24 protein-coding genes and 1 pseudogene are annotated in these 24,186 nt (G+C 41.8%); 21 read left to right on the plus strand and 4 right to left on the minus strand.

Annotation, left to right across the window (positions count from 1 at the left end):
• Window positions 1-40: 40 nt before the first annotated feature.
• The 15 genes from DBX26_RS24800 to DBX26_RS24870 all read left to right on the plus strand — a co-directional run bounded on the left by DBX26_RS24800 (window position 41) and on the right by DBX26_RS24870 (window position 14,976).
• Entirely contained in the window at window positions 41-382 is a 342-nt protein-coding gene (locus tag DBX26_RS24800; protein WP_118121283.1) for a hypothetical protein, read from the plus strand.
• 107 nt (window positions 383-489) lie between these two features.
• The gene (locus tag DBX26_RS24805; RefSeq protein ID WP_118121284.1) at window positions 490-1,119 is read left to right on the plus strand and encodes a hypothetical protein; all 630 of its coding nucleotides are present in this window, start codon (window positions 490-492) and stop codon (window positions 1,117-1,119) included.
• Between the two features lie 84 nt (window positions 1,120-1,203).
• The gene (locus tag DBX26_RS24810; protein WP_118121285.1) at window positions 1,204-2,628 is read left to right on the plus strand and encodes a DNA cytosine methyltransferase; all 1,425 of its coding nucleotides are present in this window, start codon (window positions 1,204-1,206) and stop codon (window positions 2,626-2,628) included.
• Window positions 2,629-2,713: 85 nt separating this feature from the next.
• The gene (locus DBX26_RS24815; protein ID WP_118121286.1) at window positions 2,714-3,088 is read left to right on the plus strand and encodes a hypothetical protein; all 375 of its coding nucleotides are present in this window, start codon (window positions 2,714-2,716) and stop codon (window positions 3,086-3,088) included.
• Between the two features lie 391 nt (window positions 3,089-3,479).
• A complete protein-coding gene (locus DBX26_RS24820) occupies window positions 3,480-3,923 on the plus strand; it encodes a DUF2787 family protein (RefSeq protein ID WP_162889792.1) in 444 nt (147 codons plus the stop codon).
• 2 nt (window positions 3,924-3,925) lie between these two features.
• Window positions 3,926-4,171, plus strand: a complete 246-nt coding sequence (locus DBX26_RS24825; protein ID WP_025624734.1) for a hypothetical protein — start codon at window positions 3,926-3,928, stop codon at window positions 4,169-4,171.
• A gap of 72 nt (window positions 4,172-4,243) precedes the next feature.
• Window positions 4,244-6,085, plus strand: coding sequence for a VWA domain-containing protein (locus DBX26_RS24830; RefSeq protein ID WP_118121288.1), 1,842 nt, complete (start codon window positions 4,244-4,246; stop codon window positions 6,083-6,085).
• Window positions 6,086-6,168: 83 nt separating this feature from the next.
• Entirely contained in the window at window positions 6,169-6,402 is a 234-nt protein-coding gene (locus tag DBX26_RS24835; protein ID WP_118121289.1) for a hypothetical protein, read from the plus strand.
• A gap of 64 nt (window positions 6,403-6,466) precedes the next feature.
• Window positions 6,467-6,751, plus strand: coding sequence for a hypothetical protein (locus tag DBX26_RS24840; protein ID WP_025624996.1), 285 nt, complete (start codon window positions 6,467-6,469; stop codon window positions 6,749-6,751).
• Between the two features lie 387 nt (window positions 6,752-7,138).
• Window positions 7,139-7,474 carry a hypothetical protein gene (locus tag DBX26_RS24845; protein ID WP_118121290.1) on the plus strand — a complete coding sequence of 112 codons (336 nt, stop codon included), beginning with the start codon at window positions 7,139-7,141 and terminating at the stop codon, window positions 7,472-7,474.
• Complete coding sequence (locus tag DBX26_RS24850) at window positions 7,461-8,639, plus strand: toprim domain-containing protein (RefSeq protein WP_118121291.1); 1,179 nt, start codon at window positions 7,461-7,463, stop codon at window positions 8,637-8,639. Before DBX26_RS24845 ends, DBX26_RS24850 begins: the two co-directional genes overlap by 14 nt.
• Window positions 8,639-8,881, plus strand: coding sequence for a hypothetical protein (locus DBX26_RS24855; protein WP_025624993.1), 243 nt, complete (start codon window positions 8,639-8,641; stop codon window positions 8,879-8,881). The genes DBX26_RS24850 and DBX26_RS24855 overlap by 1 nt, the downstream gene beginning before the upstream one ends.
• Before the next feature lie 271 nt (window positions 8,882-9,152).
• Entirely contained in the window at window positions 9,153-10,148 is a 996-nt protein-coding gene (traF, locus tag DBX26_RS24860) for a conjugal transfer protein TraF (RefSeq protein ID WP_118121292.1), read from the plus strand.
• Between the two features lie 17 nt (window positions 10,149-10,165).
• Window positions 10,166-11,563, plus strand: a complete 1,398-nt coding sequence (locus DBX26_RS24865) for a conjugal transfer protein TraH (protein ID WP_118121293.1) — start codon at window positions 10,166-10,168, stop codon at window positions 11,561-11,563.
• Window positions 11,564-11,565: 2 nt separating this feature from the next.
• Entirely contained in the window at window positions 11,566-14,976 is a 3,411-nt protein-coding gene (locus DBX26_RS24870; protein ID WP_118121294.1) for a conjugal transfer protein TraG N-terminal domain-containing protein, read from the plus strand.
• 33 nt (window positions 14,977-15,009) lie between these two features.
• Here DBX26_RS24870 and DBX26_RS24875 read toward each other — a convergent pair whose 3' ends face one another.
• Together DBX26_RS24875 and DBX26_RS24880 are read right to left on the minus strand one after the other, a co-directional pair.
• Window positions 15,010-15,204 (minus strand): hypothetical protein, encoded by a 195-nt coding sequence (locus DBX26_RS24875; protein WP_118121295.1) that lies wholly within the window; start codon window positions 15,202-15,204, stop codon window positions 15,010-15,012.
• Between the two features lie 10 nt (window positions 15,205-15,214).
• Complete coding sequence (locus DBX26_RS24880) at window positions 15,215-15,451, minus strand: hypothetical protein (protein WP_025624493.1); 237 nt, start codon at window positions 15,449-15,451, stop codon at window positions 15,215-15,217.
• 263 nt (window positions 15,452-15,714) lie between these two features.
• Here DBX26_RS24880 and mobI point away from each other — a divergent pair, with 263 nt between their 5' ends.
• From mobI to DBX26_RS24895, 3 genes are read left to right on the plus strand one after another with little or no spacing between them, the layout of a single operon-like run.
• Window positions 15,715-16,263, plus strand: a complete 549-nt coding sequence (mobI, locus tag DBX26_RS24885) for a conjugative transfer protein MobI(A/C) (protein ID WP_118121296.1) — start codon at window positions 15,715-15,717, stop codon at window positions 16,261-16,263.
• A 10-nt stretch (window positions 16,264-16,273) separates the two neighbouring features.
• Entirely contained in the window at window positions 16,274-19,210 is a 2,937-nt protein-coding gene (locus DBX26_RS24890; RefSeq protein WP_118121297.1) for a DUF87 domain-containing protein, read from the plus strand.
• Between the two features lie 58 nt (window positions 19,211-19,268).
• The gene (locus tag DBX26_RS24895) at window positions 19,269-19,772 is read left to right on the plus strand and encodes a hypothetical protein (RefSeq protein WP_118121298.1); all 504 of its coding nucleotides are present in this window, start codon (window positions 19,269-19,271) and stop codon (window positions 19,770-19,772) included.
• A 77-nt stretch (window positions 19,773-19,849) separates the two neighbouring features.
• Here the strand turns inward: DBX26_RS24895 and DBX26_RS25780 are convergent, their stop codons facing one another.
• Together DBX26_RS25780 and DBX26_RS24900 are read right to left on the minus strand one after the other, a co-directional pair.
• Window positions 19,850-19,975 carry a hypothetical protein gene (locus tag DBX26_RS25780; protein ID WP_274614157.1) on the minus strand — a complete coding sequence of 42 codons (126 nt, stop codon included), beginning with the start codon at window positions 19,973-19,975 and terminating at the stop codon, window positions 19,850-19,852.
• A gap of 576 nt (window positions 19,976-20,551) precedes the next feature.
• Entirely contained in the window at window positions 20,552-20,992 is a 441-nt protein-coding gene (locus DBX26_RS24900; protein ID WP_118121299.1) for a hypothetical protein, read from the minus strand.
• 337 nt (window positions 20,993-21,329) lie between these two features.
• Between DBX26_RS24900 and DBX26_RS24905 the strand changes: the two are divergent.
• The 3 genes and pseudogenes from DBX26_RS24905 to DBX26_RS24915 form a co-directional block, all read left to right on the plus strand.
• Window positions 21,330-21,747: pseudogene (locus DBX26_RS24905) on the plus strand (NYN domain-containing protein); the annotation flags it as partial.
• Between the two features lie 63 nt (window positions 21,748-21,810).
• A protein-coding gene (locus tag DBX26_RS24910; protein ID WP_118121300.1) for an IS3 family transposase occupies window positions 21,811-23,345 on the plus strand; the annotation gives its coding sequence in 2 pieces (ribosomal slippage) (window positions 21,811-22,273 and window positions 22,273-23,345; 1,536 coding nt in all).
• Window positions 23,346-23,356: 11 nt separating this feature from the next.
• Window positions 23,357-23,695, plus strand: a complete 339-nt coding sequence (locus DBX26_RS24915; protein WP_254063653.1) for an OST-HTH/LOTUS domain-containing protein — start codon at window positions 23,357-23,359, stop codon at window positions 23,693-23,695.
• Window positions 23,696-24,186 lie beyond the last annotated feature (491 nt).

Genomic DNA, 24,186 nt, shown 5'->3' on the forward strand with positions numbered 1-24,186 from the left:
TAGAGGGTACGTGCGCCTCTCTTTTTGGAATATGCACCTAATGAATACAAAAAATGCTGTAAAAGCCACTTATCACTTTTACCTAACTCAAGCAGTGTTGAATAACATCACTGAGTCTGGTCAAAGTGTCGGAGATATTTTCGGTATAGGCGAAGATACATTCGTTACTGCGCTTTATCCGTATTCAAACTTACTGTATCGCTGTGTATCCGAGCATGAAGCTAACCCCGATTGTAACTGGAAAGAAAGCGATATCTTTGAAACTGTAAATGAACTAGCTGAACTATTCATGGCGATTGTGGAGCGCGACACTGCTTCACCATTAGAGGCACATATGCCTGATATAGTCGAGTTCGAGTTGGACATTAAACGCATTCTATAAGTCATTATGACAAAGCTATGGTGATCCTATACATCGAGTGATCATCAAATATTAAACCCAACGGGGCTACTTCCCGTTGGGAGTAGTCCCTCTTTAGGAAACTACTCATGACAAAACTAAAAAGTGAACAATTTTATCAGTTACACGCAATCTTCTCAGAAAGCCTTGACCAACTCGCAAGTATGGGGTCACTGCCGATTGAGTTGGGACGGATAAAAATCGTGCACAAATCGGGGCGAGACTACCTTCTGGACACCCAAGCATACTTTTGGAGTGATCATAAGGTCGTGGCATGGTTCAAGACGTTTGAAGAAACGTTCAGCAACCAACCTTACGAGTTCCATTACAACATCACTGAAGAAGACATCATCAATGGTGATGTGATTGTTGAAGTGTACACCGGCGAAAACAACGAGGTGATACAGCCCAAGTCGTTACAGTTAGATATCGCTATCGACGGAAAGCTATACACACTTGATGCTAAGCCGAGTTCAAACAATATTGACTATTTTAAGACAATTAAAGTAGTCGAAAGTGATGACCAGGGGGAGTTTGTAAAGCTCCATTTTTGGACAGTCACAGACATCATCAAACACATCAACGCTGATCGAAATGAGGATTGGCAAGATTACGATGAGTTTGATTGGCATGAAGGCTGGAAAGAGTGGTGCGCTCACCAAGAGAACTTTAAGATTGCCGATGGCAACTTAAACGCATCATATTTCCAAAAGATATAGAGATATAAACACATAAACCCTTAACGGGCGCAACATCCCGTTAAGGGGATAGTTGCGCCTTTTTTTTATTAAAAGGAAAACCAAATGGCAACTATTGTAAATACAAAAATCGGTGTAAATCGTGGGCGCAAGCGCGTCTTCCTCGAAGGTAGAAAGCTCTCTTGCGCTGGTTATAAACCTGGCATGATGTACAACTTGAGCGTCACTGACAATCAACTGCACATCGAGCTTTCTGAAGCCGGTAAATACAAAATTAGTCGGCGCAAAAATCGAACAAGTGGTGACGAACTGCCAGTAATTGATATTACTGCTAACGCTCTAGCTGAACTGTTCGAAGAAAGCGAAACTGTCAGAGTTCTGATTAAACAGGGAAAGATTGTTGTTTCAAAACATCACTTAACTGAGAACGCGAACAGGCGTGAACAGAGGCTTTTGGACAAATTAGAGTCTGGTAAGCCACTAGATGTTTGTTCGGTGTTTCATGGTGGGGGAATCTTAGATGCCGCGATGCATCATGGATTTAAACGCAACAATGTAAAAACCAAAGTGGCTATCGCAGTAGAACGTGAAAGCCGTTATTTGGAAAGCTCATTACGAAACAACCCTGAGCTATGGAATAGCGATTCAATTGTTATTGAATCACCAATAGAACTGATAAACGTACAACGCAGTAAACAAGCGCACGAATGCGATTTTCTTTACGCTTCAACTCCTTGTACCGGCGCATCGTTAAGTGGTCGTACTAAGAACAAACTCAAGCAAGCTGAAGATCACTCGGAAGCTGGCAGTATGTTCTTTTACACTCTAGAAATGATTGTGCAGTTGAATCCTAGTGCAGTTCTAATTGAAAACGTACCCCAATACTCTTCCAGCGCATCTATGTCTGTAATTCGTAGCGTACTGGATAGCCTCGGCTACACAGTCCAAGAGCGAATCTTCTCAGGTCTAGAATTTGGAGCTTTGGAAAGTAGGGATCGGTTAGTTGTGGTCGCGTTATCAAACGGGATAGATACGTTTGATATAGATAAGGTGATTAAAGGTCAACTTTATCCTAAGCCGGACTCAATTAATGACATATTGGAAGATGTTGAACCTGATTCACCTCGCTGGAAAACGTTTAGTTATTTAGCGGATAAGGAAAAGAGAGACAAAGCCGCTGGCAAAGGATTCGCTCGTCAAATTCTTACGGGTTACGAAAGTTGTTTAGGAACAATAGGTAGAGGCTACGCTAAGTGTCGCAGTACCGAACCATTCCTACAACACTCGACCAATAGTGAATTGAGCCGGATCTTGACAAAAAATGAACATGCACGAGTTAAGAATATTCCAGAAGCAAAGGTTTCCGGTTTGTCTGAAACTGTCGCTCATGAAATTTTAGGTCAGTCAGTCATTTACTCTGTCTTTGATATATTGGGAATGCAGCTTTCCTCTGACTTGCTAACGTGGCAGTCCAAAAGGAATAGACAAAACCAAAACTTAAATGTAATACCAATCAAGAAATGTGCTTAGCACAGTAACCTACCCCTAACGGGCGCAATTGCCCGTTTTGGGGCGATTGCGTTCCGTTTATCAACAATGAAATCGGAGAGCAATCATGGGTTTTTTCTCTTGGAAAACAGCAGATACATCAGAATCAATTGCAAACATCAGTTCTGGCGAGCATCGAGGCGTTAGCGTCTTTATGCTGATGCCGGACGGAAACCACATCGAGGAACCGGCATATGAGGGTTATTGTCGATTTGGTGGTGTTGACGCATTCGCTTGGCTTGCGAAGACAAATCTTGGAAGCGATGTCGAACACCTTTGTTTGTATGATGATGCAAACGAGCTGAGAGCGTTAGGAATAGAGCTACAATATGAGGCACATAGCCGAATTACGTTGCCGCTAAAATTCTCATTTAATAAAGATGCTATCTATGATGGATTACCGGAAAGTGAGGTATGCCCACTCCAAGGTTTTTTCTATTAGACTAAGCACGATACACACTAACCCTACGTTAGTGTGTATCTCAATGCTGACTTTGGACGCATTGAGATACACATTATTTTGAAAACTAAACAGAGTGTTATAGAATCAAAGCAAGTTAGATTTTAGCCGAGAGTCCTATTTGGACTTTCACTAAATGCTCCACTTGGAGCAAAACCAAGTCCTCTTGATGAGGCAAAAAAGTGGTTGCCGGTAACGGTATGATGTCGGACGAGAATCGTCATAGATCGCGCAAGCGGCGAAAGCAGCGACACCACAAAATCTGCTTTTAAAACATAACCTAATAGTTCCGCTTAACGTGGAATCCTATCAAACCTACGGGTGCAACCATCCGTAGGGTAGTTGTACCCATTTTATTTTAATGAGGTACATCATGCTTACTCTTAAACAAACCCTACCGATTACTGTTCCAAACGAACTCATTGAGTTTGTTTCTGAACATGTACAACGGGACGGTATATCAATCATTAGCTTCAACGACACAAAGTACCACCCAAGTACAGGTGGCTTCCGTCCTGTTGAAATCATGGTTGAAAAGCTCGGCAACTATGTTGCTTTGCACTACTACACTGAATTTGCTTATGAGGGACAAGGCAGCTATGCCCAACTTTGTAAGTCAAATGACTTCGATTTATCGCTGAATACCTACTATTCAGAGTTCATGGGTCTAATTCCACTGAACGACGAAGTAGGCGAAACGTTTGAGATGTTTGTAAAGAACACTCTCTCATACGCTAGCTTAGGTATGTATGACGAACTTAAAGTTAGCTTTATCGGCGGTCACTTACTGCTGCATAAAGACATGGTGGAGGCGTAATAATGGAACTAAATTTCTTCATTATCGCCAACGTAAATAACATGGTTCGAGATTGGATAGATGAACTCCGTCTATTCAAGTACACCAACGACTCCTGCTCAGATTTTTTGGTCGATGTAATAGCGACAAAAGAAATGAATGGCGAGTTGGACGAACTACTTACACTTATCAATGCAAACTGCACTGAGAGTTACACTTTGAACGAACTGGATAATTGCCAATACGTTCATGTGCATGTAATCAACTAATCCACTTTAAATACTCCCACTAGGGCAAATACTGCCCTTGGGGTCTAGTGTTTGCCCGTAAAGGAAAACACTATGAACAAGCAAAATCAGCTTATACACAATTCCCTACCATTAATCGCAGCCGGACTTGGAGACAAGTTAGGTGTTCGTATAACGGTATCGGGTAATCAGGCGTGGACCGATGGTAAAACCATCAACATTCCAGATTTCAATATCAAATCGAAAGAACACAAAGATGCGGTACTTGGCTTTGTGTCTCATGAAGCTGCACACCTCAAATTTGATTCTTTCAACCTGCAAGGTGACTTCAGTTCCGCAGCGTTGCAAAACTATTGGAATATCTTCGAAGACTTGCGAATTGAGAATGCAATGATTGAAAGCATGGTAGGTACTAAGAACTGGATTAACCAAATCTGGATCAACCGTCAAAATGACGGTAGCCGACCACCAATCCAAACTGACGCAGAACCGGCAAGCTGTATTTGTGAATTATTACTGATGACTTGTCGTGTTAATCATCGGGGGCAAACGCACTTACAGCCTTACTTAGATGCTGCTGAAGACGCATTTTGTCTCAACCTTGGGTTCAAGCTTTATATGCAAGTCAATAACTTGTTAAGCAATGAACTTCCTAACCTATCTTCATCTAAAGATGCTTACGACTTAGCGGTAAAGGTAAATACCCTTATCAATGAGTTTGATCCTGATGAAGATGAACCGGATGAGCCAGATGAGCCTAGTCCAGACAGTTCGAGCCAAACACCGGAGGAAAGTAATCCAGGTGACTCGGCATCTCCTGATGAATCAAATGAACCTGACAGTTCAGATGAAACAGATGAGGGAGCAGGGCAAGCTAATGATGCTGAAAGTGAAGAATCCAACTCGCAAGGGTCGGACAATTCACAATCTAGCAGTGTAGATCCTGAACAGTCGATGGAGAGCGAAGGAAATAACTCTAGCTCAAATTCGACAAGTTCTGGTCAGCACGACTTAAATCAACCAACGTCAGAGCAAATCAGAGCAGCAATACAAGCAGCAAATGATTCAACTGAAACGTTTGACGATATGAGTAGTTTCGCTCAATCGCTCGAAGTATTGGCAGAAGCCAATCCAGAGCAATCCAGAGTGTCGCTACCAGAAGTCATCAACGTTGATCCCATAAGCGGAATACGTTGGGGGATTGAGTCAAATGTGAATAGCACTTCATCGCAGATTACAGCAAAACTGCAATCCATCGTTGAACATGAAATGAGAGTGCGCTGTAGAACGAAGTCTTCAGGTTTAAAACTGAATTCTAAAACTTTACACCGTTACGCTGTAAATGATGCTCGGCTTTTCAAACAGAAAAGCAAAAAGCTTCAGATCGATACAGTTGTTGAAGTCTGTGTAGATAACTCAGGCTCGATGACATCTCGTAATCTGATGAGCACAGCAAGAGAAGCACAGCTCGCTCTTGCAAAGGCTCTATCTCGAATCAATGGGGTAGGCATCGGTGCATCTGCGTTTCCTGACTCCGATTGCGATAGCAACATACTTAACTTGTTAGACGAAGGTGAAAGCGTCAGCAAACTAGCCATGCGTTACCACAAAGTAGATGGTAGGGGAGATTCAACCCCAACCGCTTCTGCATTGTGGCATTGCATACGCAAAGTATGTAGCAGCAGAAAACATCACAAGGTCATCATCATTATCACTGATGGTTATCCGAATGGTGGTCAAAGAGAAGAACTTGCTCGTTTGGTCAGTAAAGCTACCCAAAGTGGCATTACTGTTATAGGCGTTGCCATTGGCACCATTTCTAGTAACAAACAAGCGTTCTACCAGTACTTCCCTAACGCACTGTTCATTCAGGACATTAGAGAACTCAAATCAGAGTTATTCAAAGTAGCTAAAGATATTTTAGTGACTCGGTAACTTATTAATATCAAACCCAAGAGGGCAATTACTTTTGCCCCTGGGCGCAGTGTTTGTCCTCTAACTATTTAAAGGAAAACACTATGAGTACAAAAAAGAGTCAAATCCGTTTTGCTTTTCGGTTACGAAAGCTAAATGGCGGCTCGGATAAGTATGGCAATTGTGAGGTTTGCAATAGGCACTTTGACACCGGATACCTTCTGGTCAAACAACGTGTTTATTACAGCGCACTAAAAAAAGCAGAATCTTTAACTCATCATGGGTGCAATGACACTTTTGGTCACAAAGACTGCGTAGCCAAGCTTACTGAAAATTAATCCAACCCAATCGGGCAATACTGCCCGTAGGGAATGGTGTTGCCCTTTTTTAAGGAACAACATCATGGAACAGCTATTAATTCCACTAGAGGTTCAGAGCCAAACCGAGTTTTATGGTGTATGGACTGAAAGCGAAATCGTTATGATGCAAGAGGGCATGTTAATTCAAGCTCTTAATGAAATTAATGACGGACGCAAATCTAGCACAATGCGGAAAGAAGCAATCGAATGGTTAATGAACGAAAGTGATGAACCATTTAGTGCCGATATCTGCGCATTAAGTTGTGGCTATGACATAAACACCTTACGTGCTTATCTACGCCCAATTGTTCGGAAATACTACTCTTAACAATCCACTTCTAATTTGATACCCGCCCACACCAAACTCAATTTAAGCCTTGTGCTTAAAGGTCATGATTTGGTGATAGGGCATAAATTTGCGTCTAACTATTGGGCACAAATTTATGGGTTATCACTCATACACCCAAACGGGGCTATTTCCCCGTATGGGGATAGTCCCTGTTAATCAGGAGGCTACATGAGCATTTCTATCCCTCTCGCTATTGTTATTGCTATCAAGGTATCTGTTATCGCTTATGCGTTGCAGGTATATGGCACTCCGATACCTGAGAGTTCAGACAAGTAATTCTATCGACTTCTTCTACTTGGGGCTTTTCAAAGCCTTGCCTGTCCCTTGCGGGCTTCGAAAAGCCTCAAGGACTATAGGAGAAGCATCATGATAGGCATTACTACACAACCAACCAATCAAAAACATCATTTACAGGCACAGCAAAATCACAGCCTTGTAGATGACATTTCAAATCCAACTTGGACTGACCAAATGATTGAAGATCTTCAATACGGCATGATCAAAAGTGCTATTGACGATATTCGGGATGGTCGGAAATCCAAGTTAATGCGGCAAGAAGCAACCAAATGGCTACTAGAAGATGACTATGTTCATCCTCTGTCATTTTGCAATTGTTGCCGTTCATTAGGTTTAGACGCTGAGCTTTTACGTTCAATGCTTAGCCGTCTACTACAAGGGAGATTCCACTATGAATCAATCTAAAGTAGCTGTAGTAAAAGCAGCGGCAAAGGGTCGCTGGTTAGAGGTTCTTGAGGCTGTCGCGCCAAGTCTTTCCGAAGCAACAAAAAACGTTGAGAACCACGTACCTTGTCCAATAAATGGTGGTACTGATGGATTTAGACTTTTTAAAGATGCAAAGGAAACTGGCGGTGGGGTTTCAAACCAACACGGCGTATTTCGCAATGGTTTTGACCTACTTATGTGGGTTTTAGATCGAGATTTTCAGTACGTTCTAAATGAAGTTGCAGACTATCTTGGTCTTAGTGGCAAAGAGTGGAAGGGTGCTAGTATCCAAACACAACAAACACAGCCACAACCAAAAGTGGATGCCAGTCATCTCAAAAAATGTCGGTATTCATTGCGAAAAGCATGGCAAACCGCATATGACTTGACTGCACCGGAAGCCAAGCTAGCTCGGATTTACTTGTCTCGTAGAGGCTTAGACTTAAAAAAGCTAAACCTCTATGGTTTGAGTAAAACTATGCGCTTTAACCCTGCAATGCCCTTGTATGAAACACGTAAAGTCAACGGCATTAAGAAGAACCTTTTCATTGGCAAGTTTCCAGCTCTCGTTTCGCTGGTCACTTATCCCGATGGTAAGGCAGCAACAATTCATCGAACCTTCTTGGATCATCAAGGCAATAAGCTAAAGATGGTTGTAGAAGGTATCGAGGTTAATGCTAAAAAACTGATGTCTCGATGTGAGTCTCGTCCTTTAACGGGAAGCGCAATACACTTGGCAGAAATCAATGGAGAAATCCTGCACGTAACTGAAGGTATAGAAACAGCATTGTCAGTAAAGCAAATGCTTGCTGACAGAGGTTGTCAAAATGAACCCGTATGGGCGTGTATATCATCAACTATCTTGGAAAGCTTTCAGCCACCTAAAGGGGTCAAGTACATCTTTGTTTGGGCTGATAAAGACACTAAACGTGTTGTTCATGGCAAAACCGTAGAAGCTGGATTAGATGCTGCTATGGGGCTTGCAGAACGCCTAGAAGATAGCGATGAATGGGTCGTGATTATGTATCCGACCTGGGATATCCCAACCGGAGTTAAATCTATTGATTGGAATGATGTCTTAGTTGAACACGGCACAAGCAAATTTCCTCATCACCATACACAAATATGGAAGGGGGCTTGCTAATGATTCGTTTCATTACAGATATTCAATCTCAACAAGAGCCTGATATTCTCACGCCGAACCGGTTCAACCGGTTGTTAATTGTGAGCTTAGAGGGTCAACTGTTAGCTAGCTATAATGCGCCAATGAGTGGCTGGACACACGATGTTCTAGTCAGCCTATCGCAGCTATTCCCTCAGCAGTGGGAATATTGCGGGGCAGATGCTCTACTTGGTGATCAATTTGTTGGTTCAACAGAAATTTAATTGAGATAACCCACACGCCAAAGGCGTGTGGGATGTCTTTAACTTATACCTAAACACACTTACTCCTTTGATACATTTCCCTCTGAACACCTACTACCCGACACCCAACACCAAACGTCTTAACATTGTTAAGTTGTTCGCTTATCACACTGTTCTAATAATACCCGCAACGCAATCTAGCCTCATTTCTCGCTGACTTTGGAAATTCGAAAAGTGTGAGTCAATAAGAGATGAAACACATTCCGTCGAATTAAGACTAAGGGATTATTAAATGAACAAACTCTTACTACCTATAGCTGTAGGTGTAGTCATTTCCAGTTTTGCTCACGCGCAAAACCAACCAACGCAAACCAAGAAACAAACCTTAGCTAACGAAAGTGGCAGCGATAACAAATACTTCGCAGATAGTGAAAGAGGTTGGTATTGGTATGAACAACTACCGCAAGATGAGAAAGAAAAGTTCCTAGAAAAACTAAAGCAGGAACAACCGCAACCTGCACCCAAGCCAGCCAAAACCAAGCCAGAAGAACAGCCACTATCAAGCGCATGGTTTAGAGAGAATTTTCAAAAATATGCTGATGCCGCGATGAACAATCCATATGACCAGGAGGCAATGCGAACTTATCTGTATTTAGAAAAGTTTATGCGTGATCGCGCCGTTGCATTTGGTATGGAACGACAAAAAGCGGTAATGGCTGAACCGTTCCTTGACCAAACATCATCTCGCCCAATCGCTAACTTTGGGATGAAGACTATGAATGTACAAGCATCTCAAAATAAGCATGCGCTACTAGAGGAAATGGGTAACGAGTCCGGCTTATATTTCTTCTACCGTAGTGAAGATGTATTCAGTGAACAGCAAGCAGAGCTAGTGGCACAGTTACAGTCGGAATTTGGCTTCACTGTATTCCCTGTTTCAATGGATGGCACACCTCCACCAACCGTTCTTGGTGAAGCCTTTGAAGTCAACACAACACAAGCCCAATCACTAGGTATTCAAGTCCTACCCGCTACGTACCTGTTCAACCCAAACACCAGAGCAGTTGAACTAGTAGGTCAGGGGATGCACTCCATAACCGACCTAAAGGATCGCATTTTGTTTGCTGCATTGCGTTCAGGTCTGATTGACGAACAACAGTACCAATTAACCAAACCAAGTGGTCTGTATGTTGATCCAAATGGCTACGTAACCGGTGGACTTCAAGTTCCTGAGAATGCCCCACAAGAATTTCAAAAACTTTATCAACAAAGCTTATCAGCGCAATAAACAAGGAGATTACTGCAATGAAACTAAATCTATTAACGGGCAGCTTGTTTATGGTCAGCTTATTAAATACGCCACTTGCTACTGCAAGCTTAGATGACCAAATGCGCGATACCTTCAATATGCTAACCAACACAACAGATCCTAATGCCTATAACACTGCTCGTCGAGGCGTGATATCCGGTGGTAGCTTGTTTATGAAAGCCCCTATCAAACGTTCAAACTTAGTATCAGCAACCGCGCCATCAGTATCCGCAGGGTGTGGTGGGATAAATCTGTATGGCGGTAGCTTCTCGTTCATTAACAAAGATGAATTTATTCAAACATTTCAGGCGATTGGCGCAAATGCTCTTGGATATGGTGTAAAACTGGCTTTGCAATCAGCGTGTCCAACCTGTGAACAGATCATGACTTCTCTGGAAAAAACAGCGCAGTTTGTCAACGACATGAATATTGATAGCTGCCAAGCGGCGCAAGGCATTGTTAATGCGGGAATAGACTTTGCGACAACGGCAAAAGCCGATACATCAGCGAAGACTCTCGGTGTCAACAGCGGTCAATGGGAAGACCTAAACGAAGCATGGGGATGGGCTAATGAAGCTGGTCGCTCTCCATCTAAAGTTTTGGCTACAGCTGATCCTACAACCACGAAAGAAAAAATCACTATCAATGCGACATGGAAAGCGATGAAGGAAAGCGAAGTTCATAGCCTATACGGTGGAGATGACGAGTTCCTAGAGTTACTTATGACCATGATTGGTACAGTAGTAATCAAAAACGGAAGTAGCGATCCAGAATCAGATCCTAAGCCTACGGTGTACCAGGGACGTACCATTAGACTAATCGACTTAATAGACGGTGGCACATTCAAAATTTATGACTGTGATACATCGGATAAAAACGGCTGTCTAAATGCACCGCTTGCACCATCTAAATCTGTCACTATCAAAGGGTTACGTGAGCGTGTATATGATGCCTTGCTTGGAAGCGATGGTGTCATTGTTGCCTACCAAAATGACACTGAGTGGAGTACTAACGCAAAACAAACTCTCAAGTTCCCAACGATGATTGGTCAGCTTTGTAATCAAAAAATCTACCAAGCCGCGGTTAACGGCACAGTGGCTACGGTTGGTACTTACATAGCCAATACCTGTGCGGAGCGTTTGGCTCTTGACCTCGCATACATGCAAGTAACGTCCTACATCCAAGTTACACAAGCTGCTCTTAAAAACCTTTTCACTACTGACAGTCAAGAATCAGCGAAAACGCAAGCTGAAAAGGTGCTCCTAGATAGCTCTAAGTACTATCTGGAAGAATATAACCTTCTATCTAAAGACTCTGATTTCCAAGATATCAAAGCGAAGCTTGATAGTGTCAACTTTGGTGAAGGTGAAACCAATACACTGACAGGTAAGTAATTATGGTTTGGAACATTGTAAGCTTTGGGGATGTGGTAACACTTCAAACCGTTTTTAACGCTGTTGGTGCAATATCGGCTAACTCAACTTACAAAGCAGCAGCGGCGGCTGTTGCTTTGTTAGTGTTCGTTATCGCTATGCTTTCTTCAGTGTCAGATGGAAAGCAGGAGTTACCCATACCACGACTACTAGCGGCGTTTTTCATATACGTTGCTGGATTCAATACATTGGGTACAGTCGGCATTGAGAATAGATATGATGGCACTACCACCACCATAGACAACATTCCTATTGCCATCGCTGTACCAGCTTCGCTAATCAGTAATATTGGGTTAGAGCTAGCTGAACTGACTGAAACCGCATTCGGCAGTACCAACCCGCAGGAACGTGTTACGGAGAGGGGCTATCTAAGCCCCTTAAAAGCATTGGCTGCATATAGAGATATCGCGTATAAGTCCTGTCCGGCAGGGGATGGTAACTCTGTATTATCCGGCTATAGATTTTGTCCTAGTTTCCACAATTACATGCGTGACTGTGCGATGGTTAAAGCAAAGCGAGATGGTTTGACTCGAACCATGAAAGAAGGGGACTTTTTTACCAACATTCAGTTCAATTCATCGTCATTCGCAACATTTCTAGTGCGCTCAAGCGGAGTTATAGAAGAACAATCCTGTAGGGACGCATATTCGAAAATTATCACTATGATCAACTCTGGTGATTTCGGCACCATGTATGCCCACTTCAACGAGAGAATGGGGGTACGTACTGGCGAGGACGTAGAGAGTGTTACTAGTGATGTCCTCGCTTCAATTGGCGCTGATGCTGCTATGAATCGTAATCTGATGAAAACGATGATGGCAAGCAAACTCGCTGAAGAAGGTGAGCTATCGTTCTACTACAAAAACAACGCTTCCGACTACGCAGAAAACCTACAAAGCTCCGTAGAACAGAGAAACTACGGCTGGATCATTCAAGGAGAGATGTGGGTACAAATCGTAAACAAGTTCATTGCCATAATGGAATGCTTGCTATACGCCCTCACACCGTTCATTGGATTGATGGCGCTATGTGGCTCTGTAGGCTCCAAGACGCTACTTCTATTCCTACAGATGCTTGCGGTCATTCAATTAATCCCGATGCTACTGGTTGTCGCTCAGAGTGTTGTTATGGGACAGATGGCTAGAGCAGTGACAGAAATAGGATTGCAATATGAAACTGGCTCAATTGAATGGATACAAGCAATATTTGAGCAAGCAAAAGATCTCTTAGGTTTAGGGGGAATGATTGCGGCTACTATCGTACCGGCTATGGCTATGTCGCTCGTTACCGGCTCTGGCATGGCGATGATGGGAGCAATGAAAGGTGCAGCAGCAACCGCTAAAGACACAGATGCCACACCGGAAATATCGAAACAGGGCGGCGCTATTGAAGATTGGGGATCATTAAACAGCGGTACTCGTGATGCGTATGGAAACACCATGACTCAGAGCGCGGAATCGCGTGTCGGCAACATTTCAAGAAATTTGGCGAACTCAAGTTCTGTGTCAGATGCCCAAACTAGGATGCAAACGGCACAAGCGAATTACCAGCAAGCAGTCGAGAATGCCCTAACCAATTCTAACGGTAATGCTTTCAGCACTAATGAGGTCTTAAAGGCAGGTCAGTCTATTAATTCCGGCTCTAGCACTATGCAAAACTTCGCTGAGAAGCACCTCACGTCTCTTGCTGACTCATATGGTCTACAAGGACAAGAAAAGAACGACTTCATAAATATGATGTCCGCCGGTCTCCAACTGGTCGGAACTGGTGGTCGAATGACTGAGCAAGCTACTGAATCACTATCGGCAAATGTTGCTAAAGCTTATCAGGACGCAACAGCAGGTGAAAAGGCGATTGCCCTACAAGCTAAGTTCGATGAAGCGAAAAATGCAGCCTACGAAAATGGCGAGACTGTTACCACAAATAACAGTGAAATGGACTCACGAGCAGAGAGAGTAACACAAGCTAGACAAGAGGTAGAAGCCAGCACTGACCAATACCAAAATGCAGTGAGTGCTACAGATACAGCGTCAATTATGAACGACGACGTAAGAATGGGACTAGCCATGATTGGACAAGACGAAAGTGTTCAAAGTAGCCTCGATAAACTGATTAACGAAAACAGAGATAACCCTGAGTGGTTAAGAAGATTTTCTCAGAACTATCAGGAAATGGATGGTGGCGTAAATGGTACAGATTTAGACTCTGACAGTGCCAAACTAGCAGCGTTTATGGTAACGAATAACGAACTAGGAAATATGGAAGATAACCAAGCTGTTCTTAGTCAATATCACGGACAACAACCATCTTCACCAGAAGAAATCAGAACTAATGGAGTCAATCCAAATATATCTGAAGGACTACCGAACAATCCGAAATATGGTGATTTGGATAGACAACCAATTGTTGCTCCAACACAAGGTGTAGTACCAAATAGTCTTAATGTCGATGAGAATGATCCGTTATCCGAAAATAGAGCTAACTTAATGGGTAATTTCACCAAGAATGCTAATGACGTTGAAAAATTTGGGGATAACTTCTTCAACAGTGACCAGTTTAAACAGTATCAAGACAAAGTCGATGATATGAAACAAAGGCTAGGAATTGACGATGACACCAATATTGTTCCTCTAGAACATACACAAGAGAATATAAAAGACTCAATTGCTAGCATGCTATCTGACGGTATATTTGACGATATTTCTCAGAAAGTTGGACACGTTGCAAACCCAATTTCTGAACAGGTAGATAATGCAAAAGAAGCAGTATCGAATGCATATAACACTATGAGAGCTGCCTTTTATGAATCACCAATAGGACAGGCAGAGACAGAAACAACTGAGATGATTTCTGAAAAGTTCAATGCACTAAATGAATACTTGGACAGCAGTGAAGCGTTGGATAATCCACAACAATTAAAAGAAAAAGTTAGTGGGTTTATTGACGATGTCAGTGGAGAAATGGCTAATTTATTCACATACGAAAGTGAATCTAATACGCCAATTGAATCTAAAGAACCTGAAAAAATTGATGATGAAATTAACACCTCAATATCAAAGAACAGCGATAACGAAACTATTTCCCCGCTAGTCAATGATAATGAAAACCAATCTGAGGAAAGCACTATAGGAGAAAATAGCTCACCTATGGTTAATAGTAATTTAAACTCAGACAACGAGCCATTTAGCCAAGGTAATGATGGTTCAGGTGAATACAGCACCAATTATCCCCACTATGAAAAAATAGCGAATGAGCGACAGGAAAAAATAGAACAAGAAGAAAGGAGAGATGAAAATAGTAGAAATGAACTTGAAAGATTACAGTCAATAGATAGTGACTACAATCCAGTAGGGGTAGATGATATACCTCGTTAGAAAAATAAAAACCTCGGAAATATCCGAGGTTTTTTACATGTGTTGATCGTAATTACCTTTAACCTTGTTAAATCCATCTTTATCTCTAAAGGCATCTCCTTTATATAAAGACTCTGGGTATTTAGCGCCAGAAGCTCCCAAGATAGAACCATAAACACATTGAATATCACCTTTAATTAGCTTGTATACAATGTAGACAAAAAAAGATAGAGCAATACATAAAAACATAAACTAACTCCTAACGTCGAATTTTAATTGGTGCATCATCATAATTACCAACATGCTTATTAACAACCACGCTCTTATCTACTTCAACAAAATAGGCTCGATAAACAAGATAACAACAAACACCTATAAAAGCGTCAAACAAACCAAATCCATAGTTTAGATATCCAAAAGAAAGAATTGCGAATATAATTAGGAAAACGGTAATATCCCCAATTTTCCATAATATGTTGATTGACCTGTCTTTCATAACCACCTCCATTTACTGATATAGTAACAAATAAATATAACTTCCAAAATATAGAGCGCATAAGAAAAAATAGAACAGCACCATAGTACAGTATTCATAATTAGAAATCACAAGATCGTTCACATAGTGCCAAAAACCTCCCTAAAAGTCTTCACTTTGGCAAGCGATTTATCCTAGAGCCAAAAACCAGCTTTTTTGGCTCTGTATCTTATAGTGCCAAAAACCTACCTTTTTGGTTACTACATTTGTTATGGTATGATTTGATGAAATCAACTTATAGCATAATCACTGGTATTGGAGATTACATGCAAGCGATAGTCGATGCTATCTACGAAGAAATAGATGGCTTGTATAAAAAGACAGAAGCGATTCAAGGTGTTTGGCGAAGGGCTATAGCAGAGAGAGAGTTCAATAGGGACTATTCAGATAAGAGAAACATTGAGTCAACAAATTATGAAATGCGAGTCGAGTTTGTAGGGTTTAGTTTTCGTGTTCGTTGGCATGAAGTTCGGTTTGTTAAGAATGGTAATAAAACTCTGCGGTTGATAAAATCTATTGCTGTACCTGAAAGCGGTAAATATAAGGCATCACAATTTGGTAAGGCTCAAGAATGGGAACTTCTTCTTATAACAAGAATGGAAGATGCTCTATCAGAAATCCGTTACCAATTAAAGCATTTAGGTAAGGCGCATAATGCAGTGGTTTGGGCTTCCAAACGTTCTAAGCAAAAAATCAAGACAATAGAAATTAAACATCGTGTTGAGAAAACAAATCGTTCTATCAAAGCGATTAAAGAGTCATTGAAAAAATAGGATGTAGTTGATGGAAATAAAAGTGAGAACAATTGGCGAACATGATTTAACAGATGAAATGAATGCTTTAATGGATGCAATTGAAGCGAAAGAAGATGTTAAGGGATTTGCCTATGCTGGCTCAGGAAAAAGTACATTCCTAAGAGCTGTCGAGAAATATCAAAAAAATAAGATGGGCATTTACCTTTGCTATAACAAATCTCTTGAGCGTGAAGCTAGAAGTTTGTTTATTGGCACTCATGTTCACATATATACATCTCACTCTTATGCTTTATCAACGTTCAGTAAGGAAGTAAAAACAGGCTTTTTAAGAAAAGTTAATTTGAAACCTAACATGAAAATGGTACTAGACCATTCAGAGTTCAATTTGGACAATCCATTATTCAATGCACTCGACATGAAAAAGAATTGGCGTGTATTAGTTGATATCTGCGATTGTTTTATTCAGACCGCATCACTTGAACTAACAGAGCTACACCTTACTGAGAAAGCTAAAAAACTAATCACCAGTAAAGTTAACAGCAAGGCAATAAAAGCGAACCAAAAGCAAGTAGCTTTATTGTACTTGGTTAATCACGCTAACTTATTGCTAAAGTCGATGTTTGATACGAGCAATGAGTGTTATTGCTCACATGATGGATACGTTAAATATTGGCAGCTTTCAAAGCCAGTTATTAACTATGACTATGTTATGTTTGATGAGACACAGGATGCACCGCCAGTTCTTGTTAACGTAATAATGTCTCAAAAGATTCAGAAAATATTTGTCGGTGATAAATACCAAAATATCTATCAGTTCAAAGGCGGCGTTAATGCAATGACTGTGGTTCCGTGTGAGTCATTTCCTTTATCTGTTTCATTTCGATATGGACAAGATTTAGCAGACTTAGCCAGCAAGATATTAAAACACTACGATACTAGCGTAAAAATTACGGGGCGAGGGTTTGATACGGAGATTATAAAAGGCTCCGACTATGATGACTCTGACAATATGTTGTACATTGCACACACCAATATTCACTTATTGGATATTCTGATTGATTGCTATAAATCTAAGATTCCAACGGTATTTGTTACGGACAACAAAGCCAGCTTTACGTTAATGAAAGCAGAGTCCATTTTGAACATTTCACAAAATGGTGAGGGTATAGGCTTTTATAAAAAGTACGACAACATTGACAAGCTAATTGCCGAACAGCGCGATTTGGAAACTAAGGTCATTATCGAGTGGTTTAAAGAAGACCGTGAAAAGTTCATGGATCTAATAATGGCATTAAGATGGACGCTAGATATTATTCCTGACAAAGCGTTTGTGAAATTATGCACCGCACATGGAAGTAAAGGCTTGGAATCTGATGTGGTGATGTTGGCTGACGACTTTAGTGCCGTTGAAGCTGCGTTCGGTGATGGACAGCCACTTGCTGAAGATGAATTGAATCTGATTTATGTTGCTGTGACCAGGGCGAAGAAGAAGCTCATTTTGTCTGATACGCTTTACGATGCTTTGAATAAGAACCTGGCATTCACTCTCAAGCGCCATAAACCCGCGAAGTGTATGTCTGACAACCTCATTCCTGAGTCTTACCAAGTGAAGGGCAAAAAAGCCAAATCAAAACCTAAGCAGCCAGTCAAACCGGCACAGTCAGCAGAAAGTAATCTCGCTGCAGAAACCCACAGCGTCCAACCGGAACAATCAAATTCAAACCGCGCAGCTTCTAACAAACCAGCTTCGGATAGCGAGAACCAGGCTAAGAGCACTAAGCCTGAAAAGTCCTCTCCTTTGGTCAGCTCATCAAACAATGCACCGAGCAAGGAAATGGCTATCGTGGTGGGGCAATCAAAGGAAACGGGTGAAGATATGCTTTGGTGTCCAACGGATACCAGTTTGTACTTAAACCCTAACCTTGCTGTCGCCGGTACAATGGGAACCGGTAAGACGCAGACGGTGAAAAGTATCGTCACACAGCTTCGAAGACAGAAAGAACTCAACACCGGTGGCGAGTCACTTGGCATCCTTATCTTTGATTACAAGTCTGACTACGTTGATGATGACTTCGTTAACGCAACAGGTGCGACCGTGTTAGAGGCGAACAATCTACCGATTAACCCGTTTGCTTTACACTCAGACCACCGCTTAGCGTTAATGAACAATGCGAAGGTTTTCATCTCCACATTGAGCAAAGTTTTCCGTTTGGGAGTAAAGCAGGAGCAAATGCTAAAGAACTGCATCCTCGCTGCCTATGAGAACAAAAACATAGACAATGGTGATGTCAGTACCTATAGCAACACTCCACCGACTCTGAGGGACGTTATCGCGGTTTATAATGGTCAGCGTAAGATTCCTCAAGATTCCCTTACCTCCGCGCTTTCTGACTTGTATGACTTCGAGATATTTGAGAGCAACGGGAGAAAGTGTAAAACGCTTTACGACCTCCTTGATGGGAATGTTGTGGTCGTAACATTGGGAGGTATTGATCCAAACTTACAAAATCTCATCGTTGCGGTCTTACTTGACCAATTCTACACACAAATGCACCTTGCTCCAAAACCTAATCCGTCTGGTCAGTACCGAGCGTTGAAAAAAATGATACTCGTTGATGAGGCTGACAATTTCATGAGCCAAGACTTCCCAAGCTTACGAAAGATACTCAAAGAAGGGCGAGAGTTTGGGGTAGGGTGCCTATTATCAACTCAGGGGCTGGACCACTTCCAGACTAGTGAGAATAGCTATAGCGATTACATGACAGCGTGGATAGCTCACCGACTCAACAATCCAAAGAGCAAAGATGTTGAACAATTGCTAAACACCAAAACAAAGCAGGAGCTTGAAAACCAGTTAAACATGGTTCGAGAGTTAGAGAAACACCATGCTCTTTTCGTTGATGGCAAAAAGCATGTTACTCATCAACATTCAACAATGTTTTGGAAATTGATTCAAAATAGTTAAGATTATCAACAAGGAGTAGCCAATCAGGGACACTCCTTGTTTTTAAAAGGAATAAAAATTGAAGAAAGTAAAACTTTCCGTAGCCGCTAGCGTTCTAGCGGTTAGTCTATCTGGTTGCAGTACGCAACAGCAAGAACCCTTAGAGCCAATCACACAGTACCTTTCTTTCGGCTCAGAGCAAAGTGCAAATCGAACTGTGACATTCAAATATCACGACCTCTCAATCCCGCAGGAGTTTCCGAACTACGAGATCAAGATGAACATCGAGCGCCTTCCTCGTGTATTTGAGTTTGATTTGTGCCAAGAGGTCAAAAAGTCAGAGCACTGCAAAAGCTCAGTCTATGTAACACAACGTCTAGATAACCTTGTGATGATCAAATACACGTTGCATTTGCCTAAACGTCAACCTCACAAGCTCAAAACCATAGGCGGGGTGGATGTAATGGCTCTTGATAAGAGAAGCATTAAGTTTGAGCAAACTGCACCATGGGGAACGGAAACTCATCCTAATGTAAGTGGTGACAAAGCCAAACCTTTTGCTTTTACTGTTCTAACTGAATAGCGTGGTGATGAAACAAAGGGAGCAAAAGCTCCCTTTTTAGTGTCAGCTATTGGCTAACCTACTACTCTCTGCCTCAGTTAGTCTCTGAAGTACTCAAATAGGTATATTAAGCCTTTGATAACAAAGCTTGGGTTCACTTTGAAAACCAAGACCACGTTTTTTAACACCTTACCAAGTAAGGCTTTTGCGTTGTCAAAATCCATCGAATATTCCTTCTTCAAATTCGACTTTTGATTTGCCAATCGGGTCACTGGTGGTCTATAGTCTCGGTTGTTCGGTGTCGAGATAGATACCTAGTAGTCAGTTCAAGTAGTTGCAGCTACTCTAGATTGGCTCCTATTATAAACCCTGCCTTTTGGTGGGGTTTATTCGTTTTAGGCTCAAATATACAGTGCAAGCAAAATCCGCGATTGGCGTTTCATTGCCACAACATCTAGTAGTCCTTGACCTTGCGAGTTACAAGATAGTGCTATTAAAATGATTGATCAAGGTACATGTTTGCGATGAGTTGTGGATAAATGCACATTTAAAGAAAATCAGTAAGTAGACACTCACTTACTAGGAAAGGTCGGGCTTGAATAGGTAAAATCACAGTTTTGAGATCGGTTTATAAATGCCCACTCTGAAAAAGATTTTCCTTGATCTTTGGATGTTTGTATCTGCGAAAAATAGGCTTGTTAAAATGCAATAGATACCACGGAAAATAAGAGACACACCACTTTACAAAAGAAATATTATATTCGTGAAACGTGACCTTTAAATGTTTAGTCGTACATAGATTACCCTTGTCTTATTGAAACACCACATGTTTCCAGTTCAGAAATTAAGTGCTCTGAATTGAGTTCTGGTAAGCTCCTGGCTAACCACTTTACTTCAGAACGTATATCGGAGATATCAGAACAAGAATGCGATCTTTCTGATAGAAGTAAATCTATGTACCTATGCACCAGTAACTCAGTGACATTCCGTGGTTCTTCAATTTTTAGAAAATGCTTTCTCAAGACATTACGTAGTCGCGCCCTTTCAAAATAGTCATAGATGGTACAAAGGGTCGAATTGTCCAACTGAACGATTAAACCTTCGAATACAGTAAAAACATCAAACTTATAGCGGTTAAAAATGTTCACGCCAACCTCGCAACCATTTTTGCTACGGTTAAAATCAAACTTATCCTTAGCAAGCCACTGCTGTTTATCGAGAATTTGTTCAATGTCTTCCATGTTCGTTTCCGTTATCTAATGTTCTATATAAACTATAACTAGTTTTTTGGTGGCTGGCTTAATTCGAGGCAAAGTAAATGCAAAGAGATTCGGCTAAACTCATGTGTGAGAGAGTAATAAAGTCTCATACCAAGTAATAAAGATTCATACTGAGTATTAAAGTATCATACTAAAATGGCAGCGATCGCAATCGATACGCTGCCATTCCTAAATCGAAAATGCCCCTTTCCTGTTTAGAATTGTTACTCTTATCATTTCTGAACAATCCCATTTGAACAAATATTACTAATGCCGATATAGTGCAACTAACTACATAAAGTATGGTCACGCACGGATTATGGGTAACAGAAAAATCGCTGTATTAATTGATTCAGAAAACACTCCGCACTCAAAGCTAAACCTGATTATTGAAGAGCTTTCTAGTTTTGGGCAGATCATCGTTAAACGTGCATATGGTGATTTTTCTGCTGAGCAACTAAAAAACTGGAAGCAGCCTTTAAATGAGTTAGCTATTCAAGCCAAACAGCAATTTGCCTATACATCTGGAAAAAACTCCACAGATTCTTTAATGATTATTGATGCAATGGATCTCTTATACAGTCAACGGTTTGATGCTTTTGCTTTGATATCCAGTGATAGTGACTTTACAAGTCTTGCTACGAGGTTAAGAGAGTCAGAGATACACGTTATCGGTGTTGGAAAAGCGATGACTCCGACGTCTTTTAAAAAACGCTTGTGACGACTTTGTTGCAATCCCCCTCTGGCAGGATAGTTGTCACTGTTAAAATTTAACCAGCATGGGCGGTAATGAGTGAACCTTGTCTCGTATTCCCGCAGAAAGAAAAGAAGCCATATTGAAAAAGCTACTGCCTCCATATTCAATGTCAGTGAGCGAACTTTCAAAAGAAGAAGGTATTAGCACCGCGACCCTGTATCATTGGCGGCAGCAACTCAGACGTTCAGGAGCCGCAGTGCCAAACAGCAACACTTCATCAGAGCAGTGGTCTGCTCAAACTAAACTCGCCATCGTCGCCGAGACTTACTCGATGACCGAGAGTGAACTCAGCCAATATTGTCGTGAAAAAGGTCTGTTTCCTGAGCAAGTCCAAAGCTGGCGCAGCGAATGTATGCAAGGGTTTATGTCGAGTAAAGAGCGGGAAGCGGAAGCAAAGAAGCAGGCTAAAGCGGATAAGCTTGAAATTAAAGAGCTTAAGAAGGAGTTACGCCACAAAGAAAAGGCACTCGCTGAAACCGCTGCCCTGTTGGTTCTACGAAAAAAGCTCAGAGCCTTTTACGGGGAAGAGCCAGAGGACGACTAACCTCAACCGATGAAAGGCAGCACCTGATTGCTCTTATCCACGATGCCAAGCAAAGTGGTTGCCGTTTAGAGCGGGCTTGTCATGAGGTTCAAATTGACGTGAGAACGTATCGTCGATGGTATCGACAAGGAGAGATTCAGGCGGATAAAAGACCGACCTGTGCCAGACCAGAGCCTGCTAACAAGCTCTCGCAGCAAGAGCGTGATGCGATTATCGAGGTATGTAACCGCCCAGAGTTCGCGAGCTTACCTCCTACTCAAATCGTACCGACACTGCTTGATAAAGGGGAATATATCGCCTCAGAGTCGAGCTATTATCGAGTACTGAGTGCACAAGGACAACTTCACAACCGAGGCCGTCAGAGGAGTAGACAAAAGCAAGCGAAGCCAACGAGTTATACGGCGACAGGCTCGAATCAAGTCTACACATGGGATATCACTTACTTGCCTTCAAAGGTTCGAGGCCAACACTATTATCTGTACGTCATAGAGGATATCTACAGCCGAAAAATCGTGGGTTATGAGGTGTATGAACGTGAGTGCGGTGAGTTAGCGTCACAACTCCTGCAACGAACGTTGATGCGAGAGCAGTGCTTCAATCAACCGCTGGTTCTTCACTCAGATAACGGTGCGCCTATGAAGTCGCTGACGTTCAAAGCGAAGATGGATGAGTTAGGCATTACCTCATCGTATAGCCGCCCAAGAGTCAGTGATGATAACCCGTATGTCGAGTCGTTGTTCCGCACGGTAAAGTACATGCCAAGCTGGCCGACAAAGGGCTTTGCAAATCTCAACAGCAGTCGAAGTTGGGTTGAAGCCTTCGTGCGCTGGTACAACACCGAGCACAAGCACAGTAAGCTAAATTACGTCACGCCTTCACAGCGTCATAGTGGGCAAGATAAAGAGATCTTGAAGCGCCGTGCTGAGGTATTACTCGCTGCAAAACAGCGGAAGCCTGAACGTTGGCCTGGTGATATCAGGAACTGTAAGCCAGTTGGTGAAGTACACCTAAATCCAGAAAGAGAAGCTGCTTAATAAGCAAGCAAATGATGACAACTACCTTGAAAAACGCCGCAATAGAGAACTTAAACGCTGATGTTGATCTAGAGGAGGCACAATCAAGCTCTAATCAAGACGCAGAACGCGAACTATGTCGATTAATGCATCAAGCTTGGCAGAACTATAGAGATGAATCGGGTTGGGCAAAACTAGGTGAAATTGGCAAATATTTAAAACGATTGAAGCCAGATTTTGACCCTCGAAACTACGGTTTGAAGAAGTTATCTGACTTTTTTGATAAATATCCAACGCGCTATAGAACCCGTAACACTAAACGCTCTGGTATGGAGTTTCAGTTGATAACAAAGGCTAGCAAACAAAAATGATTTGCAGCTTCGCTGACCTATTTTTGGTAATGCTAAAAGTGGCTACGATACTGGTGGCTATTCAGTCCAGTATTGAGTCGGTGCTCTCTACTCTGATTTAACTTATCCCGATTCTTGATAGAACGGCCGCTCTTTTAGGTTATTCGAGTCATACTTCTCTACAAGGCTCGTTCCGTTGTAGAAAAATTACCAAAGCTGTCCTTATACGGACATAAATCACCTATAATAATAGTTAAAGATGTATGCTCTCACATAACTATACGTCGCATAACGCTAGCGATAAAAAGAGCCTAGTAATTAGGGGTTACTGTAGAGCTTGAGATATGAAAGCTAGAAATCATACTAGCTAATAATTTCTAACTATATTAGAAGTTTAAATAGAGCTTCTTTATCCTAAGGCAACACTTAGTAACTAATCTTAAACTGCACACAATTTACTCTAGTTGATTAAGCGCTACCTACCTCATTCAATTTTGCATAGGTCAAATTCC

It is taken from the genome of Vibrio sp. dhg (genome assembly GCF_003443775.1).
Taxonomy (GTDB): Bacteria; Pseudomonadota; Gammaproteobacteria; order Enterobacterales; family Vibrionaceae; genus Vibrio; species Vibrio natriegens.

Bases quoted from the DNA above. Each gene is read 5' to 3' on its own strand.
- DBX26_RS24865 (WP_118121293.1), top strand. From the start codon at position 10,166: ATGAAACTAAATCTATTAACGGGCAGCTTGTTTATGGTCAGCTTATTA.
- DBX26_RS24805 (WP_118121284.1), top strand. From the start codon at position 490: ATGACAAAACTAAAAAGTGAACAATTTTATCAGTTACACGCAATCTTC.
- DBX26_RS24840 (WP_025624996.1), top strand. From the start codon at position 6,467: ATGGAACAGCTATTAATTCCACTAGAGGTTCAGAGCCAAACCGAGTTT.
- DBX26_RS24800 (WP_118121283.1), top strand. From the start codon at position 41: ATGAATACAAAAAATGCTGTAAAAGCCACTTATCACTTTTACCTAACT.
- DBX26_RS24820 (WP_162889792.1), top strand. From the start codon at position 3,480: ATGCTTACTCTTAAACAAACCCTACCGATTACTGTTCCAAACGAACTC.
- DBX26_RS24855 (WP_025624993.1), top strand. From the start codon at position 8,639: ATGATTCGTTTCATTACAGATATTCAATCTCAACAAGAGCCTGATATT.
- DBX26_RS24825 (WP_025624734.1), top strand. From the start codon at position 3,926: ATGGAACTAAATTTCTTCATTATCGCCAACGTAAATAACATGGTTCGA.
- DBX26_RS24835 (WP_118121289.1), top strand. From the start codon at position 6,169: ATGAGTACAAAAAAGAGTCAAATCCGTTTTGCTTTTCGGTTACGAAAG.
- DBX26_RS24810 (WP_118121285.1), top strand. From the start codon at position 1,204: ATGGCAACTATTGTAAATACAAAAATCGGTGTAAATCGTGGGCGCAAG.
- mobI (WP_118121296.1), top strand. From the start codon at position 15,715: ATGAAATCAACTTATAGCATAATCACTGGTATTGGAGATTACATGCAA.
- DBX26_RS25780 (WP_274614157.1), bottom strand. From the start codon at position 19,975: ATGGATTTTGACAACGCAAAAGCCTTACTTGGTAAGGTGTTAAAAAAC.
- DBX26_RS24815 (WP_118121286.1), top strand. From the start codon at position 2,714: ATGGGTTTTTTCTCTTGGAAAACAGCAGATACATCAGAATCAATTGCA.
- traF (WP_118121292.1), top strand. From the start codon at position 9,153: ATGAACAAACTCTTACTACCTATAGCTGTAGGTGTAGTCATTTCCAGT.
- DBX26_RS24850 (WP_118121291.1), top strand. From the start codon at position 7,461: ATGAATCAATCTAAAGTAGCTGTAGTAAAAGCAGCGGCAAAGGGTCGC.
- DBX26_RS24890 (WP_118121297.1), top strand. From the start codon at position 16,274: ATGGAAATAAAAGTGAGAACAATTGGCGAACATGATTTAACAGATGAA.
- DBX26_RS24900 (WP_118121299.1), bottom strand. From the start codon at position 20,992: ATGGAAGACATTGAACAAATTCTCGATAAACAGCAGTGGCTTGCTAAG.
- DBX26_RS24875 (WP_118121295.1), bottom strand. From the start codon at position 15,204: ATGTTTTTATGTATTGCTCTATCTTTTTTTGTCTACATTGTATACAAG.
- DBX26_RS24880 (WP_025624493.1), bottom strand. From the start codon at position 15,451: ATGAAAGACAGGTCAATCAACATATTATGGAAAATTGGGGATATTACC.
- DBX26_RS24830 (WP_118121288.1), top strand. From the start codon at position 4,244: ATGAACAAGCAAAATCAGCTTATACACAATTCCCTACCATTAATCGCA.
- DBX26_RS24915 (WP_254063653.1), top strand. From the start codon at position 23,357: ATGATGACAACTACCTTGAAAAACGCCGCAATAGAGAACTTAAACGCT.
- DBX26_RS24870 (WP_118121294.1), top strand. From the start codon at position 11,566: ATGGTTTGGAACATTGTAAGCTTTGGGGATGTGGTAACACTTCAAACC.
- DBX26_RS24845 (WP_118121290.1), top strand. From the start codon at position 7,139: ATGATAGGCATTACTACACAACCAACCAATCAAAAACATCATTTACAG.